At 72.4% G+C, this 22,830-nt stretch carries 24 protein-coding genes; 6 read left to right on the top strand and 18 right to left on the bottom strand.

Going from position 1 to position 22,830, the window contains the following annotated elements; translation table 11 throughout:
- Positions 1-97: 97 nt before the first annotated feature.
- The 5 genes from ACGFWI_RS30560 to ACGFWI_RS30540 form a co-directional block, all read right to left on the bottom strand.
- Positions 98-1,273: an AI-2E family transporter gene (locus tag ACGFWI_RS30560; RefSeq protein WP_393909350.1), complete on the bottom strand. Its 1,176-nt coding sequence runs from the start codon at positions 1,271-1,273 to the stop codon at positions 98-100.
- Positions 1,274-1,467: 194 nt separating this feature from the next.
- On the bottom strand, positions 1,468-1,662 hold the full coding sequence (locus ACGFWI_RS30555) for a DUF3046 domain-containing protein (protein WP_393909281.1): 195 nt from the start codon (positions 1,660-1,662) through the stop codon (positions 1,468-1,470).
- Between the two features lie 508 nt (positions 1,663-2,170).
- Positions 2,171-2,341 carry a hypothetical protein gene (locus ACGFWI_RS30550; protein ID WP_030081505.1) on the bottom strand — a complete coding sequence of 57 codons (171 nt, stop codon included), beginning with the start codon at positions 2,339-2,341 and terminating at the stop codon, positions 2,171-2,173.
- Positions 2,342-2,637: 296 nt separating this feature from the next.
- Positions 2,638-2,904 carry a DUF4190 domain-containing protein gene (locus ACGFWI_RS30545; RefSeq protein ID WP_393909280.1) on the bottom strand — a complete coding sequence of 89 codons (267 nt, stop codon included), beginning with the start codon at positions 2,902-2,904 and terminating at the stop codon, positions 2,638-2,640.
- Positions 2,901-3,065, bottom strand: coding sequence for a hypothetical protein (locus tag ACGFWI_RS30540; protein WP_393909279.1), 165 nt, complete (start codon positions 3,063-3,065; stop codon positions 2,901-2,903). Before ACGFWI_RS30540 ends, ACGFWI_RS30545 begins: the two co-directional genes overlap by 4 nt.
- A 407-nt stretch (positions 3,066-3,472) precedes the next feature.
- On the opposite strand from ACGFWI_RS30540, the gene ACGFWI_RS30535 reads away from it, so the two are divergent.
- Positions 3,473-3,823 carry an STAS domain-containing protein gene (locus ACGFWI_RS30535; RefSeq protein WP_393909278.1) on the top strand — a complete coding sequence of 117 codons (351 nt, stop codon included), beginning with the start codon at positions 3,473-3,475 and terminating at the stop codon, positions 3,821-3,823.
- Positions 3,824-3,826: 3 nt separating this feature from the next.
- Here the strand turns inward: ACGFWI_RS30535 and ACGFWI_RS30530 are convergent, their stop codons facing one another.
- The 8 genes from ACGFWI_RS30530 to ACGFWI_RS30495 all read right to left on the bottom strand — a co-directional run bounded on the left by ACGFWI_RS30530 (position 3,827) and on the right by ACGFWI_RS30495 (position 10,631).
- Positions 3,827-4,300: a MarR family winged helix-turn-helix transcriptional regulator gene (locus ACGFWI_RS30530; RefSeq protein ID WP_393909277.1), complete on the bottom strand. Its 474-nt coding sequence runs from the start codon at positions 4,298-4,300 to the stop codon at positions 3,827-3,829.
- Positions 4,301-4,473: 173 nt separating this feature from the next.
- Positions 4,474-4,884, bottom strand: a complete 411-nt coding sequence (locus tag ACGFWI_RS30525) for an ATP-binding protein (protein ID WP_393909276.1) — start codon at positions 4,882-4,884, stop codon at positions 4,474-4,476.
- 210 nt (positions 4,885-5,094) lie between these two features.
- Complete coding sequence (locus tag ACGFWI_RS30520; protein ID WP_393909275.1) at positions 5,095-6,411, bottom strand: PP2C family protein-serine/threonine phosphatase; 1,317 nt, start codon at positions 6,409-6,411, stop codon at positions 5,095-5,097.
- On the bottom strand, positions 6,408-7,415 hold the full coding sequence (locus tag ACGFWI_RS30515) for a SpoIIE family protein phosphatase (RefSeq protein ID WP_393909274.1): 1,008 nt from the start codon (positions 7,413-7,415) through the stop codon (positions 6,408-6,410). The genes ACGFWI_RS30520 and ACGFWI_RS30515 overlap by 4 nt, the downstream gene beginning before the upstream one ends.
- Positions 7,412-7,849, bottom strand: coding sequence for an ATP-binding protein (locus ACGFWI_RS30510; RefSeq protein WP_393909349.1), 438 nt, complete (start codon positions 7,847-7,849; stop codon positions 7,412-7,414). The genes ACGFWI_RS30515 and ACGFWI_RS30510 overlap by 4 nt, the downstream gene beginning before the upstream one ends.
- A 16-nt stretch (positions 7,850-7,865) precedes the next feature.
- On the bottom strand, positions 7,866-8,279 hold the full coding sequence (locus tag ACGFWI_RS30505) for an STAS domain-containing protein (protein WP_393909273.1): 414 nt from the start codon (positions 8,277-8,279) through the stop codon (positions 7,866-7,868).
- Positions 8,276-9,154, bottom strand: coding sequence for an STAS domain-containing protein (locus ACGFWI_RS30500; RefSeq protein ID WP_393909272.1), 879 nt, complete (start codon positions 9,152-9,154; stop codon positions 8,276-8,278). The genes ACGFWI_RS30505 and ACGFWI_RS30500 overlap by 4 nt, the downstream gene beginning before the upstream one ends.
- Before the next feature lie 310 nt (positions 9,155-9,464).
- Entirely contained in the window at positions 9,465-10,631 is a 1,167-nt protein-coding gene (locus ACGFWI_RS30495) for a PP2C family protein-serine/threonine phosphatase (protein ID WP_393909271.1), read from the bottom strand.
- Positions 10,632-10,711: 80 nt separating this feature from the next.
- Here ACGFWI_RS30495 and ACGFWI_RS30490 point away from each other — a divergent pair, with 80 nt between their 5' ends.
- On the top strand, positions 10,712-11,221 hold the full coding sequence (locus tag ACGFWI_RS30490) for a MarR family winged helix-turn-helix transcriptional regulator (RefSeq protein WP_393909270.1): 510 nt from the start codon (positions 10,712-10,714) through the stop codon (positions 11,219-11,221).
- Between the two features lie 220 nt (positions 11,222-11,441).
- The gene (locus ACGFWI_RS30485; RefSeq protein WP_393909269.1) at positions 11,442-12,365 is read left to right on the top strand and encodes a hypothetical protein; all 924 of its coding nucleotides are present in this window, start codon (positions 11,442-11,444) and stop codon (positions 12,363-12,365) included.
- 3 nt (positions 12,366-12,368) lie between these two features.
- On the opposite strand, the gene ACGFWI_RS30480 is transcribed toward ACGFWI_RS30485, so the two are convergent.
- Genes ACGFWI_RS30480 through ACGFWI_RS30470 form a run of 3 tightly spaced genes read right to left on the bottom strand, consistent with a single transcriptional unit; the run spans position 12,369 to position 14,483 of the window.
- Positions 12,369-12,677 (bottom strand): AzlD domain-containing protein, encoded by a 309-nt coding sequence (locus ACGFWI_RS30480; protein WP_393909268.1) that lies wholly within the window; start codon positions 12,675-12,677, stop codon positions 12,369-12,371.
- A complete protein-coding gene (locus tag ACGFWI_RS30475; RefSeq protein WP_393909267.1) occupies positions 12,674-13,519 on the bottom strand; it encodes an AzlC family ABC transporter permease in 846 nt (281 codons plus the stop codon). The genes ACGFWI_RS30480 and ACGFWI_RS30475 overlap by 4 nt, the downstream gene beginning before the upstream one ends.
- A gap of 10 nt (positions 13,520-13,529) precedes the next feature.
- Positions 13,530-14,483 (bottom strand): AraC family transcriptional regulator, encoded by a 954-nt coding sequence (locus ACGFWI_RS30470; protein WP_393909266.1) that lies wholly within the window; start codon positions 14,481-14,483, stop codon positions 13,530-13,532.
- A 135-nt stretch (positions 14,484-14,618) separates the two neighbouring features.
- Between ACGFWI_RS30470 and ACGFWI_RS30465 the strand changes: the two genes are divergently transcribed.
- The 3 genes from ACGFWI_RS30465 to ACGFWI_RS30455 all read left to right on the top strand — a co-directional run bounded on the left by ACGFWI_RS30465 (position 14,619) and on the right by ACGFWI_RS30455 (position 21,180).
- Positions 14,619-19,427, top strand: coding sequence for a DEAD/DEAH box helicase (locus tag ACGFWI_RS30465; RefSeq protein ID WP_393909265.1), 4,809 nt, complete (start codon positions 14,619-14,621; stop codon positions 19,425-19,427).
- Positions 19,428-19,496: 69 nt separating this feature from the next.
- A complete protein-coding gene (locus tag ACGFWI_RS30460; RefSeq protein WP_393909264.1) occupies positions 19,497-20,342 on the top strand; it encodes an Fpg/Nei family DNA glycosylase in 846 nt (281 codons plus the stop codon).
- Between the two features lie 61 nt (positions 20,343-20,403).
- Positions 20,404-21,180 carry an SDR family NAD(P)-dependent oxidoreductase gene (locus ACGFWI_RS30455; protein WP_393909263.1) on the top strand — a complete coding sequence of 259 codons (777 nt, stop codon included), beginning with the start codon at positions 20,404-20,406 and terminating at the stop codon, positions 21,178-21,180.
- A gap of 515 nt (positions 21,181-21,695) precedes the next feature.
- Here ACGFWI_RS30455 and ACGFWI_RS30450 read toward each other — a convergent pair.
- Positions 21,696-22,166 carry a Dps family protein gene (locus ACGFWI_RS30450; protein WP_393909262.1) on the bottom strand — a complete coding sequence of 157 codons (471 nt, stop codon included), beginning with the start codon at positions 22,164-22,166 and terminating at the stop codon, positions 21,696-21,698.
- A 195-nt stretch (positions 22,167-22,361) separates the two neighbouring features.
- The gene (locus ACGFWI_RS30445; protein WP_086720541.1) at positions 22,362-22,745 is read right to left on the bottom strand and encodes a helix-turn-helix domain-containing protein; all 384 of its coding nucleotides are present in this window, start codon (positions 22,743-22,745) and stop codon (positions 22,362-22,364) included.
- Between the last annotated feature and the right edge of the window lie 85 nt (positions 22,746-22,830).

The following is a 22,830-nucleotide window of genomic DNA, read 5'->3' as shown; positions in this document are numbered from 1 at the left end:
CAAGCGGTACCGCTCTCGTGTCGCGGACGGGCTTGCCGGGCCGGTCCTTCACCCCCGGCTGCGCGCAGCGGCCCCCGGCCCTCCCGGCCCCGCGGGGTCAGCGGACGTTCTCGCCGTCCTCCTGGACGCCGCCGGCCGCCTTCCGGTCCTCCAGCGGGGCCGACGGCTGCGCGTCGTGCAGGGTCCGCCGGACGCGGGCCAGCATCCTGGCACCGCGCCGGCGTCTGCCGAGGACCCGCGGGTCGTCTGTGACCTCGTACCGCTTGACGTACGCGCCGAGGAACGCCTGCAGCGTTGCCGTCGCCGGGATCGCGATCAGCGCGCCCACCGCGCCCAACAGGGCCGTACCGGCGACGACCGAGCCGAAGGCGACGGCGGGATGGATGTCCACGGTCTTGGCGGTGATCCGCGGCTGCAGGAGGTAGTTCTCGAACTGCTGGTAGATCACGACGAAGCCGAAGACCCACAGGGCGTACCAGGGGTCGACGGTGAACGCGATCAGGATGGGCAGTGCGCCCGCGAGGTAGGTGCCTATGGTCGGGATGAACTGGGAGACCAGACCCACCCACATGCCCAGTGCCGGGGCGTAGGGCACTTCCAGGATCTGCAGCAGGACATAGTGCGCGACGCCGGAGATCAGCGCCATCAGACCGCGGGAGTAGAGATAGCCGCCGGTCTTGGCGACGGCGATCTCCCAGGCGCGCAGCACCTCCGTCTGGCGGTGCGGCGGGAGTACGGAGCACAGGGCACGGCGCAGCCGGGGACCGTCGGCGGCGAAGTAGAACGAGAACAGTGCCACCGTCAGAAGGTTGAACAGGCTTCCCAGCACCGTCGCGGAGACGGCCAGGACGTTGTTGGCGCTGTCCTGGACGTACTTCTGCAGCCAGTCGGACTTGAGCAGGTTGTTCTGCACCTCGACCCGCGAGAGGTGCGTGTGCAGGGTGCTGTTGATCCAGCTGATGACGGAGTCCAGATACTGCGGGAACTCCTTCACCATGTTGGCTATCTGGCCGGCGAGCATGGAGCCCAGGAGGGCGAAGAATCCGGCCGCGGCAACGAGGATGCTCACGAAGACCAGGCCCGTGGCCAGCCCGCGCCGCATGCCCCGGGCCGCCATCCAGTCGACGGCCGGTTCGACGGCCAGCGCGAGGAAGAACGCGATCAGCACATTCAGCAGCAGGGTGATCAGCTGGTGGAATCCCCAGGTGGCGAGCTGGAAACAGGCCACCAGAGCGAGCGCGAGCACCATGGCGCGCGGCAGCCAGCGCGGCATCCGCGCATCGGACCGGTCCTCGGGCCCGTCCTCGGGGCGTGGGACGTCGTTGCTGGTGATCTCATCTGACTCGGGCACGGAGCCAAGTGTCGCGCACGGCTGCGACATCCCGGGTCCTGGCCCGTGCATCCGCCCGCGGCGCCCGGCCGCCGGGCCCGTTTCCTCCCAGGTCAGAGCCCTGCTCCCGGTCCCGCTCAGCGCTTTTCGGGCGGTACGTCCATCACCGAGCAGACCACTCGCCACACCTCTTTGGCGCTCCACCCCGCGTCCAGCGCTTCATGCACGGTCCGGCCGCCGAGGTCCGCCATTACATGATCGCGCGCGAAGGACTCGGCATACGCCGCACCGAAGTGGTCCGCCATCCGCTGCCAGAAGATCGTCAACCGCATGAGTTCCGCTCCGTACCCGCTCTGACCTGTATGTTTCCTGCCCGCACGCCCCCGCATGACCGTCCGGGGCCGGGGGGTGCGCCTTCCCCGTGGGATCAAGCATCCATGGCGGCGCGAGCTGCTGTGCCCACCTCGCGCAGGACGCATGGGGAGGTACGCAGAGTAAGGCCCGGGGCGGCAGGTCCGGGTCGCCGAGCAGGGAGACCGGGTCGCCAAGCGGGGCGACCGGGCCGGCAAGCGGGGCGACCGGGCCGGCAAGCAGAGGGAATCGACTTGTCCGGAGTGCGGATATCTCGGACACGACTGGGGCGGCCGGTGGGCGGAGCCACGAGGAATGGTCGCCGAATTCCCGAAGTGCCGACGCCAAAGAGAAGGACCTTTTTCGAGCGCCCCGAATAATTCGGACTGATCTTTCCACGCCTCCGGGAGAGGCGCACTCACACACGGGTGGGGACCGGACACCGAGTTCCGGCCCCCACCCGCAAGATGAGGATTGCCTGCCATAAATTCACCAGCGATACCACCGGCCACGCTTGCCACCGGCACCGGCGGAGCGCAGGACGAATCCCAGCAGCCACACGGCGAGCACGATGACCGCCACGACCCACAGGGCCTTCAATGCGAACCCGGCACCGAAGAGAATCAGTGCGAGAAGAAGTACGAGAAGCAGGGGAACCATAGTTATCGACCTCCGAGGCATCGTGTGCCCCGCGGAATTCCCACCAACCTCCTGAACTGACGCGTTTCTTAGCCGATTCCGTGGGCATCCGGGTGACTTTCCGCGGCAAGGTCCCTGAGCCGAGAGGTCTCCGCACAGCCTTTTCCGCGGTATCTGCCGTGGGTGCGATTCCCCTGAGGAATACGGGACTTGGCGTGGCATGAGCGAACGCGGGGGCCCGCGGCCGCCGCACGGTGTCCCGTCGGCCGCGGGCCACAGGTACGGGGCCGCGGCCCGCGGTGAGCCGGAGACGTGCCCTAGAGGTGCCAGCTGATGGTCCCGCTGTGGGAGGACAGCACCACGAGCAGCACGATGTCGAGGGCCCCGAACGCCAGGCCCAGGTATGCGCGGAGGCGGCGGATGGTTCCCCGGTAGAGGGCCGCGGCGCCGAAGAGCAGCGCACACGGGCCGAGGACGATGTTGAACACCAGGACGCCCAGCAGACCGCAGACGAACGCGGCGATGGCCATGCGGTCGGCCTGGGGATGCGGTCCGGTCCTGACGGGGATCCGGGCGGAGGTCATCGGCCGCCTCCCTTCGCCGCCCTACGGCGTTCTCTGGCGAAGAAGACCAGCAGCCAGGCCGCGATGGCGAGAGAGGCGACGACGGTGACGGGTACGGGGACGTGCCCTGCGGTCCCCATCAGTACACCGAAGAGGAACAGCGCTACGACCAGAAAGAGCATGATGCACCTTTCCCATGTGTGGGACGGCAAGGAGGCGGCGAGCCCTCGCGGGCTCCCACTGCGTCTTTGCGGTGCCGCTCCGGCCCGCGTACCCAGGCGGGCCGCTCCTCAGCGGGTCCGTTCCGGACGATCGACTGCGGCCCCGGTGAGGACACTGGGGCAGTGGCGGTTCCTGGATGCGCCGCCGCCCCCGTCGCGGCGTGCCCGCCGCCGCGGCCCCGGCCATGACCCGCCGCTTTTCGTTCCCACGCCACGCCAGGCGCGGCCCTCTTGATCGGTGACGAGAACAGATTGTTGCCCTACGGCGAATGTTGCAAAAAAGCAACTATCGCTTCTATCCTTGGGGTTGCCGTACCCCCAAGGACACGTCCCCTCACGAAGCGTCAGCCCCTACAGCGAGGTTCATCGTGCTGTCCCAGCCCAACGGAGGCCGGCCCATACGTATCGACACGCGACAGGATCGGGGGGCTCTGATTCTCGCCGTCACGGGACCACTCGACCTGGACAACATCGCGCCGCTCGACGAGACATTGCAGGAGGTGGGGCGGGACGGCACCGGCCCGGTCGTCATCGACCTGTCGGCCGTGACGTTCGCGGATTCCATCACGGTCAATGTCCTGATCCAGGCGCATGACGCACTGGGCCCCGCGTTGCGGCTCGCAGCCCCCTCCGCCGTTCTGGAGCGGCTCTTCGCGCTCACCGGACTCGACACGGTGCTGCCTCTGTACGGGTCCGTCGACACGGCTCTCGACGCCTGAGCGTCAGCTCCGTTCGGTACCGACGGCGGCGACGGCGACGGCCAGCTCTCCCAGCGCCGCGACCAGCGCACCTCGTTCATCCGCCGGCATCCGGCGCAGTACCGCGGCCATGCGGTCCACCCGGATCGCCCGGAAGCGCTCCAGGAACGCACTGCCTTCCGGGCTCAGTTGCAGCCCTATCGCGCGCCGGTCGGTCGCCGTCGGGTGGCGGAGCAGCAGACCGACGGACTCCAGTGCGGCGCACACCCGACTGGCGCGCGGCAGGCCCAGGCCCACGGCGGCGGCGATCGTGGTCAGGTTCCGCCCGGGACGGACCGAGACGACGGACAGCACTTTCAGGCCGTGCGGGGGAAGCCGCGGTTCCACCGGGGCGGCCGCTTCCCTCATCAGGGCGGTGATCGCCTCACCGGCGGTGGCCAGTTGTTCGGCGGCCTCGCGCAGTGTCTCCGTCGACGATTCGGCGCTGTGGCGTTGCATGGACGCATCCCGTTCCCACTGTCCGACGACAGGTGCGGTGCACCCTGCGGGCCGGGCCGGGCCGGGGAACCCTCCGAGATCCCTCCGCAAGCGCACGCTCCCGTGTGGCCTGCCCGCTCCTCCCGACATCACACAACCCCTCGCACGTCAACGACCCTGTGCCGGGGCCGCCTTCAGCGCGAGAGGGCGGCTTGCACGATCTTGCCGCCGCCGGGGCGGGGCCGGAGGGTGACCTCGCGGGCCAGAGCGCACACCATGGGCCAGCCGAACCCACCCTCGCGGCCGGTCAGATCGGGGCTGCGGCCCTCCGGCCAAGTAGGGCTGGGGTCCTCGACGAGGACCCGGATGCTCTCGTGGTCCGCGGTGAGACGCAGTGCCGTGACGGCGCCCGCGTGACGCAGCGCGTTGGTGACCAGTTCGGACACCAGCAGGAGCAGGTTCTGGGTGGTGCGTGCGGTCGGCGCCGGATGGAGCAGGTCGGCGAAGCTCCTGGCGAAGTCGCGGGCGTCCGCCGCCGTCCCCGGACGGCAGACGCCCTGGGCCGGCTGGGATGAGGGGTCGTCAGTCGCAAGCGGTTGGTGCACAGGCTTTTTTCACCCCGGTCAGTGGTACTCCTCGTTCGGCTGGTGTGCAGGAGCCATCAGATGCTCGTGAGGCGTCTACCCAACGGAACCCCGGCGGAACGGGACAGTTGGTGTGCCCTCGTGGCCGGTACCGTCCGGACGCGCCACGACCCCGGAGGCCGCCTGCGCCCGGCGCCCCGTGGGCGGGGCCGGACGGGGACCGGCGGCCGGTCACCCGGTCGCGTCCGCCCCCGCCCGCGGGGCGTCCCGCCGGGCTCGGCGGACGGCGAGGGCAAGGGTGTCGTCGGAGTGCAGGATGACGGTGTGCATGTCGTCTGCGACGGCGCCGGGGATTTCGTCAACCGGCCGGCCGGCATGGGCCCGGGCGCTCTTGACGAGTCGCGCCTCGCCTTCGATGGGGTCTCGTCGGCTCTCGGTCAGACCGTCGGTGTAGAGCACCAGGAGATCGCCCTCGTGCAGCGTGTCCTCCAGCACCGACTCGCTCCCCGGCAGCGGGAACCCGATACCCCGGCCGCGGATCTCCAGGTAGTCGGAGGTCCCGTCGGCACGCAGCAGCAGGGCCGGCGGATGGCTGCCGTTGGCCAGGCGGAGTTCGCCGGTTTCGGGGTTGATACGGGCGAGCAGCACCGTCGCCATGATCTCCGGATCGAACGGGGCGAGGATGTCGTGGGTGCGGGCCACGATGGATTCGAGCGGGTGGCCTTCGAGCGCCAGGGTGCGCACGGCATGGGTGACGTTGAGGGCGCTGCGGGTGCTGCGCACACCGTGTCCCAGCGCATCGACGACGGTGATGTGCACGGTGCCGTCGGGGAGGCAGAGCCAGTCGTAGAAGTCGCCCCCCGTGGGCGCATCGGTGTCGGCCGGCTCGTAGTGGACGGCGAACTCCAGGCCTTCGACGGTGATCGGCGAGGGACGTAGTGCGTCCTCCAGCTCACGCAGGATCTGGCCGTGGGCCCGTCGTAGTTGTTCGTCGCGCTCGTCCAGCTGGACGTAGAGGGCGAGCACGCCGCTGTTGGTCTCGGCGAGTTCGTCCTTGAGGCGGTGCAGTTCCGTGGTGAGGGTCTCCACCCGGGAGAGCGCGGCGGCGAGATCGCCTTCGAGCGCCGCGATCTGTGTCGCGTGCGCCTCGGCGGTCTCCGCCTCCGTCCGGTCCTGGACGGGTGCGCCGCCGCGGGTGGCGGGCGGGGAAGCCGGAGGTTCGGGCTCCGGTCCCTCGCCGAGGGGCAGGAGCCAGGCGAGACCGCCGTCGGGCGTGGCCCGACCCGGCAGCGGGAGGCGGGCCGTGCTCAGCGGCGCCGGCGGCTGTCCGGCGTACAGGGTGACGGCCAGCAGCGTGGTGCCGCCCGGATCGGTCTGCTCGGCGGCGTCGAGGCGGACGGGGCCGTCGGCACCCAGGGCGGCGCCGGCCGCCTCGGCCACGGAGCGCACCAGGCGCCCTCCGGTCCGGGAGGGAAGCCGGTGCGCCGCGCAGATCCGCCGTACGGCGCGGCGGAGGGACGGCAGGTCGTGGAAGGTGTGGGGGGTCACGAAAGTCTCTGGCTCGGACGGGCGGCGAGCACGGTCGCATCGTCGCGTGGGAGGCGGTGGTTGTGGACGAGGGACGCGACGAGCAGTGACGGCGGCAGGCGGTGCACAAAGGGCGAGGGCGCCTGGGCCCAGCGGTGGTCGATGCCGTCGGAATGCAGCAGTACCGTGCCACCGGGCGGTACGGGGAAGGCCCGCACATGCGGTGGCGTCATGTTCAGTCCGGCAATCCCCGGCTGGCCACTCAGGCGGTGGCGCAGGTCGAGCGGGGTCAGCAGCAGGACGCGTACGTTGCCGACACCGCAGTACTCCGCCCGTCCGGGGTGCAGGCGCAGCAGGCCGACGGCCGCGCCGCGGGTGCGGCGAAGTGCCCGGTGGAGGCCGGTGAGGAGCTCGGGCAGTGGGCTGTCCGGCCCGCGATGGAAGGACCGCAGAGCCACTTGGGCGGCCTCGGCGGCGTGCGGCCCGTGGCCGAGGCCGTCCACGACGAGTGCGGTGCGCGCGGGGCCGTGATCGACGATGGCGCACGCGTCGCCGCTGGTCTGTTCACGGTCCGCCGCCACGCAGAGGGCGCCTGCCTCCTGGTCGGCCGACGCCGTCTCGTCGGGCGTGGTGAGACGGGCGCAGACGAGGGTTCCGGCCCCGGGCTGTGTGCGGATGGTGAGGGTGGTGGCTATCCGTTTCACGGCTCCCAGACCGGCGCCGAGAGTGTTGTTGGTGGTGTAGCCGTCAGCGAGGCACTGCTGCAGTTCGCCGATGCCGGGCCCGTGGTCCGCGGCAACGATCTCCATGCCGCCGCCCAGGGGCAGGGGCTGGATGAACAGCGCCCCGCCGGCCGCGTGATTGGCCAGATTGCTGGCCAATTCCGAGGCGATGACCGCGGCCCGGTCCGGCAGCGCGCCCGGCAGCCGGCACTGCCCGGCGACCGACCGGGCTGTTTCGGCGGCCAGATGCACGGCGCTGTAGTGGTCCACGGCGATATGTGCCGTCGGCTGGGGGAGCGTCAACGACTCGCCCAACGCGCGGCGACGACGGTGGTGCCCTGCCCCGGAGCCGAGTGAAGTTCGAAGTCGTCCATCAGCCGCCGGGCGCCGCCCAGGCCGTGGCCGAGCCCCGTGCCGGTGGTGAAGCCGTCGGTCAGCGCGGCGCCGACATCCGCGATGCCGGGACCGTCGTCGGTGATCGTCAGACGGAGCCCCGCGGTTCCACGCGACATGAGGCAGTCGATGGTCACGGTGCCCCCTCCGCCGTGGATATAGGCGTTACGTGCCAGCTCACTGGCGGCGGTGACCACCCGCGTCTGGTCGACGATGCTGAAGCCGACCCGCAGGGTGGCCGCCCGCACGGCGTGCCGGACGGTCAGCAGGTCTTCCTCGGTCCGCACCTGGTGCACCGACGTGTGGCACTCCGCGTCGGCGACGTGTCGAGCGGCCGTAGCCAGGCCCACCGCGTGGTCACTACTCCGTGCGGAACTCACGCAGGACCCCTTCGGAAGGCTGCCGGCTCTGATGCCAGCCCAGCGCGGCCATGCCTTGCTCGGCGTTGAGCGCCGTTTCCACCCCGGTCAGCTGCAGTCCCAGCTCGACCAGGGTGATGGCGACCGGCGGCCGCATCCCGGCAACGATCACCCGGGCACCCAGCAGCCGCGCCATGGTGGTCAGCTCCATCAAAGTACGGGCCACGAAGGAATCGACGATTTCCAGCCGGGAAATGTCGATGAGCACCCCCCGTGCGCGGTCGCTGGTGATGCGCGCGGTGAGCTCATCGGTGAAAGCCACGGCTGTTTTGTCGTCGAGTTCGTTGAGGAGCCCGGTGACCAGGACGTCGCCCAGTCGCAGGATCGGCACGCCGGCCGATGCGGGGACGTTCACCGCTGTGCCAGGGGGGCGGAGTTGGACGGCGCCGCGTCGGTGAGCTTCACGGCCTCTCCCAGGGCGTCCGCAAGGGTGGCCCGGGTCATGATGGTCGACAGATCGATGCCGAGCTGGGCGATCGTCTGGGCGATCGGCGGCCGGATTCCGCTGATGATGCAGTCCGCGCCCATGAGACGTACCGCATTGACCGTGTGCATCAGATGCTGGGCGACGGCGGTGTCGACGGTGGGCACACCGGTGATGTCGACGATGGCGACCAGCGCCTCGTGCTCCTGGATGGCCTGGAGCAGATTTTCCATCACCACCTGGGTGCGTGCGGTGTCGAGGGTGCCGATCAGAGGGACGGCCAGCACCTGACGCCACAGCCGGACGACCGGGGTGGAGACCTCCAGCAGCTGCTGGCTCTGCCGGCGGATGATTTCTTCCCGGCCCTCCACGAAGATCTCGAAGGAGAGGGCGCCGGCGCTGTCCAGCAGGCGGTTGATCAGCACCGCACTGTGGAAGAGGTCCTCCCCGTCGCGGGTGTGCCGCTGGACGGCCTTCAGCAGGGCCTCTTTCAGTGACATCACCGCCAGCGACGTCGCGGTGGGCGAGACCCCCCTGCGGGCACGTCGCAGGGAGATTTCGGAAACGGCTCGGTGTATCTCCTCGTGGGAACTGACCACGTGTTCCACCGGCAAGCCGCGGTCCAGGCCGGAGAGCAGGGCGCTGACCAGGGCATCGGCTTCCTCACCCAGCTCGGCCTCGCTCACGTCCCCGTCCAGCGTCGGCTGCGCCAGCTGCAACTGCACCCAACGGTCCGAGATCTCATCGGCCTCTTCGCGCAGCACGCTCGTGACGCGCTCGCGTGCGGCAACCTCTGCGGATCCCAACTCATCGTCCTTTCGGTCCGGCGGGCCCGGGTGACTGCCTCGGGCCGGTTCGCCCTGCGGTTGCGGACGGGCCGGCCCGCACACCGTTAACAGTTGTCGCCCGGCAAATGTTAGCGAGCACGATCAAGGGCTGGTACCCGCGGGCCCGCTCTTCACCCACCGGCGGCCGCGCCCGGCCCGGCATCCGAATCCGTACGGTCGCCTCCCCGCGTCGCACCGGTCGCCGCGTATCCAGGCACGACCGGCGGAAGGCCGGTCCACCGCCGTCGGCCGTTGCCCCGGCGGAGAGGCCCACAATGATCTGCCTGCATCATCGACCGTCGCCGAACCAGTCAAGACAGAGCACCAAGGAGTCATCCAGGGACTCCGCATCACGGTATTCGGCCACATCACGCAGGAGGGCACGCGGCGCCATGGCCGCCGGCAGCAGACTCGTGGCGTGGATCGCCCGGGCGAGCGCCCGCTCGGCATACCTCTCCCCCAGTGGCGAGAGCGTCTCGTACACCCCGTCGCTCACGAAGATCAGCCGATCCCCCGGCGCGACCGTGAACTCCTGTGGCACGTAATGGGACTCCTCGAACATGCCCAGGGGCAGCTGGGCATCGAGAGGGAGGCGCTCGACCGGCTTCCCTCGCATCCGCCACATCTGCGGCGACCCCGCGTCGATGACTTCCGTCCGCCCCGTCGCGAGTTCGATGCGCAGCAGCAGCGTCGACACATGGGCCGCGCCCCGGTAGTGGTCGTAGACGGCCCGGTCGGCCAGTGCCGCCTGGTCCGCGAGGCCGACGCCGGCCCGGCGGGCGTTGCGCAGGGCGTTGACGGCAAGGTGGGTGAGGAGCGAGGCCTCGATGCCCTCCCCCATGCCGTTGGTGACGGTGAGCGTCAGCGCGTCGGCGTCCAGGGCCCAGTCGAAGTTGTCACCGTGCACGGCGTAGGCGGGCTCCAGTTGGGCCCCGAGGGCGAGCCTCTCGTCGGCGTACGCCCGCGCGGGCAGCAGCTGCCACTGCATCTCCGCGGCCAGGGTGAGGCGACTGATCCGGCGCGCCCGCTGGTAGACGTCCGTGTCGCGCTCGGCGACGAGGATCTCGCGGCCGAGCAGGTCCGCCACGTACCGGAGATCGTCGAGCACTTCCGGTGTGGAGCGGTCGCCCGGGAGCCTGACCGTCAGAATGCCGATCCGGTCGCCACGCACCGTTACCGGAAGATGGTGGTCGATGGCGTCCCCGTGCGGCACCTGCTGCTCGCGGGGCTCCTGGCTCCCCAATGCCCGCCCCTCCGGGCTGCCGGAGACGGGCAGCGAGACCTCGTCGCCCCCCGAGGAGTCGCACGCCCTGAGCACGGTCCCGCCGTAGTCCGTCAGGAACAGCCGTACCGAGGTGGCCCGGTAGGCGGTGGCGAGGACGTCCCTCAGGGCGTCGACCAGCGCATGCGGTGCCGCGGCACGCAGCGCTGTTTCCACTTCGAGGCGTTGAGTCATGGTGTGGCGGACACCCTTCGTCCGGGGTCGAGGGCAGGGTCGGTCTGACAACGGGACGCACAGGGTGACAGAGTGTTCGTGTGTCCCGTTCCACCGGTCGGCCCCATTCCCACGAGCGCGCGAGCGCGGCGGCGCTTGCCGCTTCGGAGCTGCTCGAGGTGCTGTGGGGACGCGGGCAGGAAGCGGCACACTCGGCGGAGGTCTCGCTCTCCCAGCTGCGCGCACTCCTGGTGATCGAGCAACACGAAGGCACAAATCTGCGCACCCTGGCCGAAGCGCTCGGCTCGCGGCCACCGGCGGTCAGCAGACTCTGCGACCGCCTGGAGGCGATGGGCCTGGCGGAACGGGGCCCCAGCGCGACCAGCCGGCGGGAGGTCGAGCTGCGGCTGAGCCTGCGCGGCCGGGTGCTGCTGGAGCAGTACCGCGTGGCACGCAGCCGGGAGGTCACGGCCACCCTTGACCGCATGGAACCCGCCGATGTCGCCCGCCTCGCGGCGGGACTCGAGGCGTTCCACGCGGCGTCCGCCCGGCTCGCGGCGGACCAGGACCGCCCGGCCTCCCGAGGCGGCAACATCGCGGACAGCGCCTAGCGCCACCTCGGCCCCGCCTCTCTGTTGTGACGTCGCACCGCCGGGCGGCGGCCCGCGCGCAGCGGACCACCCGCGCGGTGCGTACCGCGGCCCGCCGTTGACGAGACTTCGGCGTGCGCCGCCGCAAGATCCGTCAACCACATGCCTTCAGTATCCCGCCCTGGGGGGCAGCGGTGCGCGAGCCGGTCCCGCCGGGGGATTTCCGCCCTACGGTCAGCCCATGGCCGAAAACGTAAGTCCTCCTTCGACCCCTCTGGCGCGTGCCGAGCGCTTCGTCTGGCTGACGGCGCGGGTGCTCGAACAGCGGCTTTTCGCGTACCACTTCCTCGGCGGCGGGGCCGACCCGGTCGAGACCGCGCTCGCCGCGTACCGCAATGACGACGACGGCTTCGGCCACGCCCTGGAGCCCGATCTTCGCGGCCCGGTCAGCCAGCCGCTGCACACCGCCCACGCCCTGAAGGTCCTCGATCTGATCGGGCGCTGCGACGGCCGCCAGGTGGAAAGGATCTGCCGCTATCTGACGAAGATCTCCACCCCTCAGGGCGCGCTGCCCGCGATGACCCCCTCACAGCGCGGCTATCCGGCCGCCCCCTGGATCCCGGTGGTCGACGACCCGCCGAGCGCACTACTGGCCACCGGTCCCGTGGTGGGGGTGCTGCACCGCAACGAGGTCTGGCACGCCTGGCTGTTCCGGGCCACCGACTACTGCTGGGCGGCCGTGGAATCACTGACGCAGACCCATCCGTACGAGGTCGAGGCGGCGGTGGCCTTCCTGGACGGCGCCCCGGACCGGCCACGGGCCACCGCGGCGGCGCAGCGGCTCGGCCGGCTCGTCCGGGACCGGCAACTGGTGCTGCTGGATCCGGAGCGGGCCGCGGACGTCCCGGTGGCGCAGGGGTACGCCCCCGGGGAGCATCACCTGGCGTACGACTTCGCCCCCGCGCCCGGCTCGCTCGCCCGCGACTGGTTCACCGACGAGGAGATGGACCGGGCGCTGGACCATCTCGCCGCGCTCCAGCAGGAGGACGGCGGCTGGCCGGTCAACTGGCGGGTGTGGGCGCCCGGGACGGCGCTGGAGAGCCGCCCGATGGTGACGCTCAAGGCGCTGCTGACCCTGCGGACGTACGGGCGCCGCCTCGTCTGAGTGTCACCCTCCCAGGGCCCTCACCCCTGCCGTGACGACCACGGCGACGCCGACGACCAGCAGGAACGGCGCCCGCAGCACGAGCGCGACGGCCGCGGCGGCCACCCCCGCGGCCTTGGCGTCGAGCATCAGGTGCCGGCCGTCGCTGAAGGTCTGCTGGGCGGTGAGCGCGGCCAGCAGGGCGACCGGCAGCAGTGCGGCCAGCCGCTTGACGAGCGGGCGCTCCAGTACACCGGCGGGCGCCGAGAGGCCGAGGTACTTGACCAGGTAGCAGCCGACAGCGGTGACGGCGATCGCAATCCAGACGGTCATGCCCGGTCCTCCTCGATGGCGTTGCGGAGTTCCGCGGTCCCGTCCTGGGAGGCGGGCGGCCCGGCGGCGGCGGCCCGGCCGGTGCCGGGCCGCGCCGTCCCCGGCGCCTGCGCCGCCCGCTCCCGTCGCCCCTGCACGAGGAGGACGGCGGGTGCGGCGAGCGCGGCGACCAGTACGGGCACGCCGGTGGGCAGCAGGGGCAGCGTGACCATGACCAGCACCACGGCGAGGCCTGCCGCGACCCGCTCGACGGTGTCCTTGAGCATCGGCGCGAGCAGCGCCAGGAAGACCGCGGGTCCGGCCGCGTCCAGCCCCCAGGCGGCGGTGTCGCCGAGCGCCCCGGCGCCCAGGGCACCGACGAGGGTGGTGAGGTTCCACAGGACGTAGAGGGTCAGCCCCGTGACGGTGAAGCCCAGCCGGGCGCTGCGCCGGTCGGGCTGGGCCAGCGTGACGGCGGAGGTCTCGTCGATGACCCAGTGGGCGGCGAAGGGCTTGACCCGCGCCCGGTAGCCGAGGACGGCGGACAGCCGCAGCCCGTAGAAGGCGTTGCGGGCGCCCAGGAAGAAGGCGCCAGCCGCGGCGGTGAGCGGGTTGCCGCCCGCCGCCAGCGCGCCGACCAGGGCGAACTGCGAGGCTCCGGTGAACACCAGCAGGCTCAGTGCACAGGTCTGCAGCAGGCCGAGCCCGGCGCCGGCCGAGGTCACGCCGAAGGCGAATCCGGAGAGGCCGACGGCGACGCCGACGCCGAGTGCGTCCCTGATGACGGCGGAGTCGGGTTTCGCGGGCGGTGCCGCCGGCGCGGCGGCCCGCTCCGTGGTGCGTATCTCTGTCTGTTCTGCCACACCCCGGACCTTAGGAGCCCGCGGCCTCGTTGGTCTTGTACGTTCTTGCGCCGTGCGGCCCGGAGGGATCCGAAGGACCTGTCCGGGCCGAGCGCTCCCTGCGGTACGCGCCGGGCGGCACCCCGACGATCCGGGTGAAGTGCCGGTTCAGGTGCGGCTGGTCGGTGAAGCCGACGGCGACTGCCGCCTCGGCGGGTGCGCTGCCCGTTTCCAGAAGCCTGCGGGCCCGGCGTACCCGGGCGTCGGTGAGCCAGGTGTGCGGTGGCATGCCGTAGGCGCCGCGGAAGGCCCGCAGCAGCGGAAACGCGCTGGTCCCGAGCTCCTGCGCCAGCTTCTCCAGGGACGGCGGGTCGGCCATCCGCTCCTCCAGGACGGTCCGGGCGCGGGCGGCGGTCCGGGCGCCCGCGCTGCGGGGCGTACGCGCCGGGAGCGGGCCTCCGTAGCGGCGCAGCAGCCGGGCGACGACGATCCGCAGCAGGCTGTCGGCCGCGAGGGCGTTGCCGGCCTCGGCGGCCCGGTGGATCTCGGTGATCAGACGGCCGAGGTGCGGGTCCTCGGCGACCGTCTCGTCGAATCCCGCGGTCCCGCGCAGCGCCGTGGTCTCCCCGGCTATCTCGGCGACGACCTCGGAGGACGGGTAGAGCGTGGCGTAGGTCCAGCCCTCGGGCACACCCGCCCGCGCGGTGTGCGCCACCTCCGGGTTGAGCATGATGATGCCGCCGTGACCGGCCCGGACGGTGCCCTGCCGGAGCCCCACCTCCTCGACACCCGAGGTGACCGCGCAGAGGACATAGCCGTCGTGCGCATGGCGGGGGAAGGAGTGGCGGACGTAACGGGCGCGCAGCAGATCGAGGCCGGGCAGCCCGGCGTAGCGCCAGTGGCGCGCCCACTCACCGCCGGCCCGCGGCGTGGCGCCCGCACCGGGCACGCCGTCGGCCGCGCTCTGTCCACCGACCGTGACCATGCCCCCATTCTGCGTCCGCCGGACGGCCGCCGGCCCGCACGTCCACTGCGTGGACGGCCGGGAATCCCCGGCCCGCGGCCTGCGGCGCAGCGGGCGGCGTCCGCGTTGTCAGTGGTCCGGTGCACGATGGAGGACATGGCCACGGCAGCGCTCGACTCCTTCTCCCCCGCGACCCGCGGATGGTTCGCCGGGGCGTTCAGCGCGCCCACCGCCGCGCAGGAGGGGGCCTGGCGGGCGATCGGCGCGGGCTCGGACGTCCTGGTGGTGGCGCCGACGGGCTCCGGCAAGACCCTCGCCGCCTTCCTCGCGTCCCTGGACGCGCTGGCGAGCACTCCCCCGCCCGCCGAGCCGAAGAAGCGCTGCCGGGTGCTGTACGTCTCTCCGATGAAGGCGCTGGCCGTCGACGTCGAGCGCAATCTGCGCAGTCCGCTGACGGGCATCCGGCAGGAGTCGGTCCGTCTCGGGCAGCCGGAGCCGGACATCAAGGTCGCCATCCGCTCCGGGGACACCTCGCCCGCCGAGCGCCGCTCGATCGCCAACCGCCCGCCGGACATCCTGATCACGACCCCCGAGTCGCTGTTCCTGATGCTGACGTCCTCGGCCCGGGAGGCACTGGCGGGCGTCGAGACGGTGATCGTGGACGAGGTCCACGCCGTGGCCGGCACGAAGCGCGGTGCGCATCTGGCGTTGTCCCTGGAGCGGCTGGACGAGCTGCTGGACCGCCCGGCCCGCCGGATCGGGCTGTCCGCGACGGTGCGGCCGGTGGAGGAGGTGGCGCGCTATCTGTCGCCGCGGCGCCGGGTGGAGATCGTCCAGCCGCCTTCGGGGAAGCGCTTCGACCTCTCGGTGGTCGTCCCGGTGGAGGACATGGGCGAGCTGGGCGGCTCGCCGGTCCAGGAGGGCGACACCGGCGAGAAGCCGTCCATCTGGCCGCAGGTCGAGGAGAAGATCGCCGATCTCGTCCAGGCTCATCGCTCCACGATCGTCTTCGCCAACTCCCGCCGGCTGGCGGAGCGGCTGTGCAACCGACTCAACGAGATCGCCTACGAACGCTCCATGGGCGCCGAACCCGATCCGGGCGGATCCGTCACGGAGCTGCCCGAGCACCACTCCCCCGCGGAGCTGATGGGCGGGTCCGGGGCCGCCAAGGGCGCCCCTGCGCTGCTGGCCCGCGCCCACCACGGCTCCGTCTCGAAGGAGCAACGCGCCCAGGTGGAGGAGGACTTGAAGGCGGGCCGGCTGCCGGCCGTGGTCGCCACCTCCAGTCTGGAGCTGGGCATCGACATGGGCGCGGTCGACCTGGTCGTCCAGGTGGAGTCGCCGCCGTCGGTCGCCTCCGGGCTGCAGCGGGTCGGCCGGGCCGGGCATCAGGTCGGCGCGGTCTCGACGGGCGTCGTCTTCCCCAAGTACCGCGGCGATCTGGTGCAGGCCGCCGTGGTCACCGAGCGGATGCGCTCGGGCGCCATCGAGGCGCTGCGGGTGCCGGCCAATCCACTGGACGTCCTCGCCCAGCAGCTCGTCGCCATGTCCGCGATGGACACCTGGGACGTCGAGGAGCTGCTGGCCGTCGTCCGGCGGGCCGCCCCGTTCGCCGGGCTTCCCGAGTCGGCGTTCACGGCCGTGCTGGACATGCTCGCCGGCCGCTACCCCTCCGACGCCTTCGCCGAGCTGCGCCCGCGCCTGGTGTGGGACCGCGTCGCGCACACCGTCACGGGCCGCCCCGGCGCCCAGCGGCTGGCCGTCACCTCCGGCGGCACGATCCCCGACCGCGGCCTGTTCGGGGTGTTCCTGGCGGGCGGCGACTCCGGCAAGGGCGGCGGTGGCCGCCGGGTGGGCGAGCTCGACGAGGAGATGGTCTACGAGTCCCGCGTCGGCGATGTCTTCACCCTCGGCACGACGTCCTGGCGCATCGAGGACATCACCCGCGACCGGGTGCTGGTCACCCCCGCCCCCGGCGTACCGGGACGGCTGCCTTTCTGGAAGGGCGACCAGCTGGGCCGCCCCCTCGAACTGGGCCGCGCGCTGGGCGCGTTCCTCCGCGAGCTCGGCGCGCTCGGCCCGGAGGACGCCCGGTCCCGGCTGTCCGCCGCCGGGCTGGACGACTGGGCGGCGTCCAATGTGCTGAGCTACCTCGCCGAGCAGAAGCAGGCCTGCGGCCATGTCCCCGATGACCGCACGATCGTCGTGGAGCGGTTCCGGGACGAGCTCGGCGACTGGCGGGTGGTCATCCACTCCCCCTTCGGCGCCCAGGTCCACGCCCCGTGGGCGCTGGCCCTCGGCGCCCGTCTCGCCGAGCGCTACGGCATGGACGCCCAGGTGATGCATGCCGACGACGGCATTGTGCTGCGGCTGCCCGACGCCGATCTGATGGGCCTCGACCTCCTGGACGGCGACGGCGGCTTCGACCCGGCCGCCGATCCGGGCCTGGGCGCCCGCGGCACGGAGTACGACCCCGAGCAGTCCCCCGTGGGGGCGGCCGATGTCGCCTTCGAGCACGGCGAGGTCGACCAGATCGTCACGGACCAGGTCGGCGGGTCCGCGCTGTTCGCCTCCCGGTTCCGGGAGTGCGCCGCCCGTGCCCTGCTGCTGCCGCGGCGCAGCCCCGGCAAGCGCACCCCGCTGTGGCAGCAGCGTCAGCGCGCCGCCCAGCTCCTCCAGGTGGCGAGCGAGTTCGGCTCGTTCCCGATCGTGCTGGAAGCCGTCCGCGAATGCCTTCAGGACGTCTTCGACGTACCGGGTCTGACGGAGCTGATGGGGGACATCGAGGCCCGCCGGGTCCGCCTCGTGGAGGTCACCACCCCCGAGGCGTCCCCGTTCGCCCGCTCGCTGCTGTTCGGCTATGTCGCCCAGTTCCTGTACGAGGGCGACTCCCCGCTCGCCGAGCGCCGCGCCGCCGCCCTCTCCCTGGACTCCCGGCTGCTGGCCGAGCTGCTGGGCCAGGCCGAGCTGCGCGAGCTGCTGGATGCCGAGGTGCTGGCGGAGCTGGAGCGGGAGCTGCAGTGGCGCACGGACGACCGGCGGGTCAAGGACGTCGAGGGCGTCGCCGACGTGCTGCGGCTGCTGGGGCCGCTGACCGACGCCGAACTGGTCGAGCGCGGCGCGGATCCGGCCTGGCCCAGGGAGCTGGCCGCCGCCCGCCGTGCCCTCTCGGTGCGCATCGCCGGCACCGATCACTGGGTCGCCGTCGAGGACGCCGGCCGGCTCCGCGACGCCCTGGGCACGGCGCTGCCGGTCGGCGTCCCGGAGTCGTTCACGGAACCGGTCAAGGACCCGCTGGGCGATCTGCTGTCCCGCTACGCCCGTACCCACGGCCCGTTCACCTCCGAGCAGGCGGCCGCCCGCTTCGGCCTCGGCACGGCCGTCACCGACGGCGCGCTGCATCTCCTCGCCGCGGCCGGCCGGGTCGTCCAGGGGGAGTTCCACCCCGCGGGCATCGGCCAGGAGTGGTGCGACGCCCAGGTGTTGCGCAGGCTGCGCCGCCGCTCGCTCGCCGCGCTGCGCGAGGAGCTGGAGCCGGTGCCGCCCGCCGCGCTCGCCGCCTTCCTCCCCCAGTGGCAGCACATCAGCGCCCCCCGGCCGGCTCCGCCGAGCGGGGTGCCGGCACCGCTCGGCGGTTCGTCGCACAGCCTGCGCGGTATCGACGGTCTGGTGCGCGCCATCGAGCAGCTCCAGGGCGCCCCCGTGCCCGCCTCCGCCCTGGAGAAGCTGGTGCTGCCCTCCCGGGTCGGCGGCTACACCCCGGCCCTGCTCGACGAACTCACCACCACCGGCGAGGTGTTGTGGGCCGGCGCCGGTGCGCTCCCCGGCAAGGACGGCTGGGTCTCCCTCCATCTCGCCGACTCCGCCCCGCTCCTGCTCCCGCAGCCGCTCCCACTGGAGTTGACCGCGCTGCACGAGTCCTTGCTGACCGCCCTCGCCCCCGGATACGGCCTCTTCTTCCGCCAGCTCGCCGACCAGGTCCGCGCCACCACCCACCCCGATGCCACCGACCCCCAACTGGCCGACGCCCTGTGGGACCTGGCCTGGTCGGGCCGGCTGACCAATGACACCCTGGCCCCGCTGCGCGCCCTCCTCGGCTCGGGCCGTACGGCCGGCTCGACCGCCCACCGCGCCCGCCGGACCGTCCCCCGGGGCAGATACGGCACGCTGACCGCGGCGGCCACGGGCCGCAGCGGCCGCCCCACCGCCTCCCGCTCCGGCCCACCGACCGTGGGCGGCCGCTGGTCCCTGCTGCCCGCCGCCGAGCCGGACCCCACCCACCGCGCCCACGCCCTGGCCCGAACGCTCCTGGACCGGCACGGCATCGTCACCCGCGGCGCGGTCGCCGCCGAGGGCGTCGAGGGCGGCTTCTCCGCCGCATACCGCGTACTGGCCGCCTTCGAGGAGTCCGGCCAGGCCCGCCGCGGCTATGTGGTGGAGGGGCTGGGCGCCGCCCAGTTCGCGATGGACGGCGCGGTGGACCGGCTGCGCGCGGTCAGCACCCAGCGGGAGCGCACCGCCGATGACGCCCTGCCGGACGGCGGCCCGGCGCAGTCCCGGCGCGGCGGCCCGCAGCGCGCCGTCGTCCTGGCCGCCGCCGACCCGGCGAATGCCTACGGCGCCGCCCTGTCCTGGCCCGAGCCGCCCGAGGACTCGACCCACAAACCCGGCCGCAAGGCGGGCTCCCTCGTCGTCCTCGTCGACGGCGAACTGACGCTCTACATGGAGCGCGGCGGCAAGACCCTGCTCATCTGGCCGCTCGGCGACGACCCGGCTCCGGCGCCCATGGACGCCCGTCTCCAGCTGGCCGTCGAGGCGCTCACGGATGCCGCCCGCGCCGGCGCCCTGGGCACCATCACCACCGAACGCATCAACGGCACCTCCGCGCTCACCTCCCCCTACGCCACCACCCTGGAGTCCGCCGGCTTCCACCCGACCCCGAGGGGGCTGCGGCTGCGGGGGTGACGGGAGGCGGCGACCGCCCCCCGGCGCCAGGGGTCCCGCCCGCGTGCACCCGCCCGGCATGATGGTGACATGCCCGAAGGTGACACCGTCTGGCGCGTGGCCCAGCGGCTCCGCGAAGCGCTGGCCGGCCGCCCGCTGACCCGCTGCGACCTGCGGGTACCCCGGCTCGCGACGGTGGATCTGACCGGCCGCGAGGTGCTGGACGTGGTGCCCCGCGGCAAGCACCTCCTCACCCGCTTCGAGGGCGGCCTCACCCTGCACTCCCATCTGCGGATGGACGGCGCATGGAAGATCTACGCCCCGGCCGAGCGCTGGCGCGGCGGCCCCGCCCACCAGATCAGGGCGATCCTCGGCACCGCGGACCACACCGCGGTCGGCTACCGCCTCCCCGTGCTCGATCTGCTGCGCACCACCGACGAGTCCCGGGTCGTCGGCCACCTGGGCCCCGATCTCCTCGGCCCCGACTGGGACCCGGCACAGGCCCTCGGCCGGCTGCTCTCCGCCCCGGAGAGGCCCCTCGCCGAGGCCCTGCTCGACCAGCGCAATCTCGCCGGCATCGGCAATGTCTACAAGTCCGAGCTGTGCTTTCTGCTGCGCGCCTCCCCCTGGCTCCCCGTGGGACGGCTGCCCCACCCGGAGCGCATGCCCGCACTCGCCAAGAAGCTCCTGGAGGCCAACAAGCACCGCCCCGCCCGTGCCACCACCCCCTGGGGTTACCGCCCACACCCGTTGGAGGGCAGCGGCGGAGCCCGCCCCGACCGCCGGCTGTGGGTCTACGGCCGGGCCGGCCGCCCCTGTCTGCGCTGCGGCACCGGGATCCGCACCGCCGACCAGGACCCCGCCGCCGAGGAACGCGTCACGTACTGGTGCCCCGCCTGCCAGCCCGACCGGCCGGACGCCCGGCCCGCGGACTGAGCCCCCTCGCATTCCGCCGCACCAATTGACGCCCCGTCAGCAACCTCCTTACCCTCGCCCCATGCCCTTCACGGCGTACGACCTCACGGGCCGCACCGCGATCGTCACCGGAGCGGCGAGCGGTATCGGCCGCGCCACCGCCGCCCTCCTCGCCGAGGCCGGAGCCACCGTGCACTGCGCGGACCTCGACGATCAGGGCGTCGAGGCGACCGCGGCGGCGATCACCGCGGCGGGCGGCTCGGCGCACGCCCACCACCTCGATGTCACCCGGCGCGACGAGATCGCCGCCGTCGTCGACGCCGCCCGCAGCACCACCGGCCGCCTCGATGTGATGGCGAACATCGCCGGGATCATGTACTCCTGCGCCGTCCTGGAGACCGAGGACGCGGATCTGGACCGGGTGTGGAACACCAACTTCAAGGGCGTGCTGTACGGCTGCCAGGAGGCGGCCCGCGCCATGATCGCCACCGCCACCCCTGGCTCCCTGGTGAACATGGCTTCCGGCGCGATCGACACCGGCGCACCCGGCCTGCTCTGCTACGGCGCCGCGAAGGCCGCCGTAGTCCAGCTCACCAAGACCCTGGCCACGGAGGTCGGCCGGCACGGCATCCGCGTCAATGCCGTCGCCCCGGGCTGGATCCGTACGGCCATGACCGAGCGCCACACCGCGGAGGCGCAGCAGCAGGCAGAGGGACCGATGGTCCGGATGTCACCGCTGGGGAGGGTGGGAGAGCCGGAGGACATCGCTCACACCGTGCTGCATCTGGCGTCGGACGCCTCGTCCTTCATGACCGGCCAGATCCTCCGCCCGAACGGCGGCGTCGCCATGCCTTGGTGAGCACCGCCCCACACGCCCTCCGCACCCCGCGAAACCCCCGCACCGCCCGGACCACGGCACGACGACAGCCGCCGCCGGTGCGGTCCGTCCGCGGAACACAGTGCACCGGCAGCAGGCTGAGCCCCCAGCCGCCCAGCGCCACGACCCCCTCGACCACCCCCGCCGACTGCGGCCACACCACCAGCCGGACCGCGGCCCACCACCACAGAACCCCGACGACCGCCCCGGATATCCAGCGCCCCGGTACGGCCCGGGGACGCCGATCGGCCCAGCCGCGGACCTGGAGCCGGCCGGCCGGCCCGCGGGCCGTGACGTCACGCCACCCCATGGCTGCCTCCTCCGGCCGACGCTAGACGGGTCCCGCCGCCCGGCGGGAGAGCGCACCGGGGCATTTCCGGCGTGCAGACGGCCCCGCGAGCCCCGGAACGGACCTCGACGCCGCGAGCCCCGCAACGGTCACCGCAGACCTGGAAGTCATGCCCCGGACCCTGCCCTTCAGCGGGCGCCGCGGTTCGTCAGTGGGACTCGGCCTGGAACATCCAGTGGTGCTTCTCCAGATCGGCGGTCAGGCCGATGAAGATGTCCTGGCTGACCGGGTCCGGGTCCGCGGTGGCGGCGATCCGCTCGCGCATCCGGCCGATGACCGCGCTCAGCCCGTCCACCATCGCCCGCACCACATCGACGTCCTTGATCCAGCCGTCCGTGATCTCGCTGATGCCGCTGGTCTTGGCGACGGTGGCGGCCCGCCCGTCGGGTGACACCCCGAGCGCGGACGCCCGCTCGGCCACCGTGTCGGCATGCTGCCGCGCGGTGGCGACCACCTCGTCGAGCTGAAGGTGCACGGAGCGGAAGCGGGGACCGACGACGTTCCAGTGCACCTGCTTCGCGACGAGGGAGAGGTCCACCAGGTCGACGAGTGCTCCTTGCAGAGCGGTGCCGACGACGCTGCGATCCGCGTCGGACAGTGTGCTCTTGACGACAGACATCCAGACACTCCCATTTCAGGCGATTTATCCGATTTAGCCATCGTACAAATGAATCGCCCGTTCCGAGCGGCCCGGACGTCCGGCCGAGCGCCTGCCCGCGCACCGGCCCGCCTCGCACGCCCGCCCGCACCCGGGCAGCACAGAGCCCCGGCGGGCTGCTGCCCACCGGGGCTCCGATGCGTACGAACAGGGGTGTCAGGCCGCGACGACATCCACTACGTCGGCCGGGGACTTGATGGTCACGCGTTCCTCCGGCACACCGGCCAGGGACGTGACGGACACCGAATTGAGCTTCGGCCGCACCGGTGCGGGCACCGGGTCGCTCGCGGCCGCGGACGCTGCCAGCTCGGCGAGCGCCAGCTCATCGCTGACCTCCCGCATAAGCTCGGACATGCGCACATCCAACGCGTCACAGATCGACGAGAGCAGCTCGGAGGAAGCCTCCTTCTGCCCCCTCTCCACCTCGGACAAATAGCCGAGCGATACCCGGGCGGAGGAAGAGACCTCGCGCAGGGTTCGGCCCTGGCGCTGACGCTGTCGGCGCAGCACGTCACCCAGCAGGCGACGAAGCAGAATCATCGCTGGCTCCCTCCTCGGACCTCGGATCCGGATCCTTCTCGCCCCACCGTACCGCCTCGGGCTGTAGGCGTGCGGGGTGCAAGTA

The organism is Streptomyces sp. NPDC048434 (assembly GCF_043200375.1).
In the GTDB taxonomy this organism is placed as follows: Bacteria; Actinomycetota; Actinomycetes; order Streptomycetales; family Streptomycetaceae; genus Streptomyces.
Note: the sequence above shows the minus strand (reverse complement) of the source record. Positions and strands in the feature narration are given on the sequence as shown.

What these genes read in the sequence shown, in the direction of transcription:
- ACGFWI_RS30560 (WP_393909350.1), bottom strand. Translation starts at nt 1,273, where the DNA reads ATGCCGCGCTGGCTGCCGCGCGCCATGGTGCTCGCGCTCGCTCTGGTG.
- ACGFWI_RS30555 (WP_393909281.1), bottom strand. Translation starts at nt 1,662, where the DNA reads ATGCGGTTGACGATCTTCTGGCAGCGGATGGCGGACCACTTCGGTGCG.
- ACGFWI_RS30550 (WP_030081505.1), bottom strand. Translation starts at nt 2,341, where the DNA reads ATGGTTCCCCTGCTTCTCGTACTTCTTCTCGCACTGATTCTCTTCGGT.
- ACGFWI_RS30545 (WP_393909280.1), bottom strand. Translation starts at nt 2,904, where the DNA reads ATGACCTCCGCCCGGATCCCCGTCAGGACCGGACCGCATCCCCAGGCC.
- ACGFWI_RS30540 (WP_393909279.1), bottom strand. Translation starts at nt 3,065, where the DNA reads ATGCTCTTTCTGGTCGTAGCGCTGTTCCTCTTCGGTGTACTGATGGGG.
- ACGFWI_RS30530 (WP_393909277.1), bottom strand. Translation starts at nt 4,300, where the DNA reads ATGCAACGCCACAGCGCCGAATCGTCGACGGAGACACTGCGCGAGGCC.
- ACGFWI_RS30495 (WP_393909271.1), bottom strand. Translation starts at nt 10,631, where the DNA reads ATGACTCAACGCCTCGAAGTGGAAACAGCGCTGCGTGCCGCGGCACCG.
- ACGFWI_RS30485 (WP_393909269.1), top strand. Translation starts at nt 11,442, where the DNA reads ATGGCCGAAAACGTAAGTCCTCCTTCGACCCCTCTGGCGCGTGCCGAG.
- ACGFWI_RS30480 (WP_393909268.1), bottom strand. Translation starts at nt 12,677, where the DNA reads ATGACCGTCTGGATTGCGATCGCCGTCACCGCTGTCGGCTGCTACCTG.
- ACGFWI_RS30470 (WP_393909266.1), bottom strand. Translation starts at nt 14,483, where the DNA reads ATGGTCACGGTCGGTGGACAGAGCGCGGCCGACGGCGTGCCCGGTGCG.
- ACGFWI_RS30465 (WP_393909265.1), top strand. Translation starts at nt 14,619, where the DNA reads ATGGCCACGGCAGCGCTCGACTCCTTCTCCCCCGCGACCCGCGGATGG.
- ACGFWI_RS30460 (WP_393909264.1), top strand. Translation starts at nt 19,497, where the DNA reads ATGCCCGAAGGTGACACCGTCTGGCGCGTGGCCCAGCGGCTCCGCGAA.
- ACGFWI_RS30455 (WP_393909263.1), top strand. Translation starts at nt 20,404, where the DNA reads ATGCCCTTCACGGCGTACGACCTCACGGGCCGCACCGCGATCGTCACC.
- ACGFWI_RS30450 (WP_393909262.1), bottom strand. Translation starts at nt 22,166, where the DNA reads ATGTCTGTCGTCAAGAGCACACTGTCCGACGCGGATCGCAGCGTCGTC.
- ACGFWI_RS30445 (WP_086720541.1), bottom strand. Translation starts at nt 22,745, where the DNA reads ATGATTCTGCTTCGTCGCCTGCTGGGTGACGTGCTGCGCCGACAGCGT.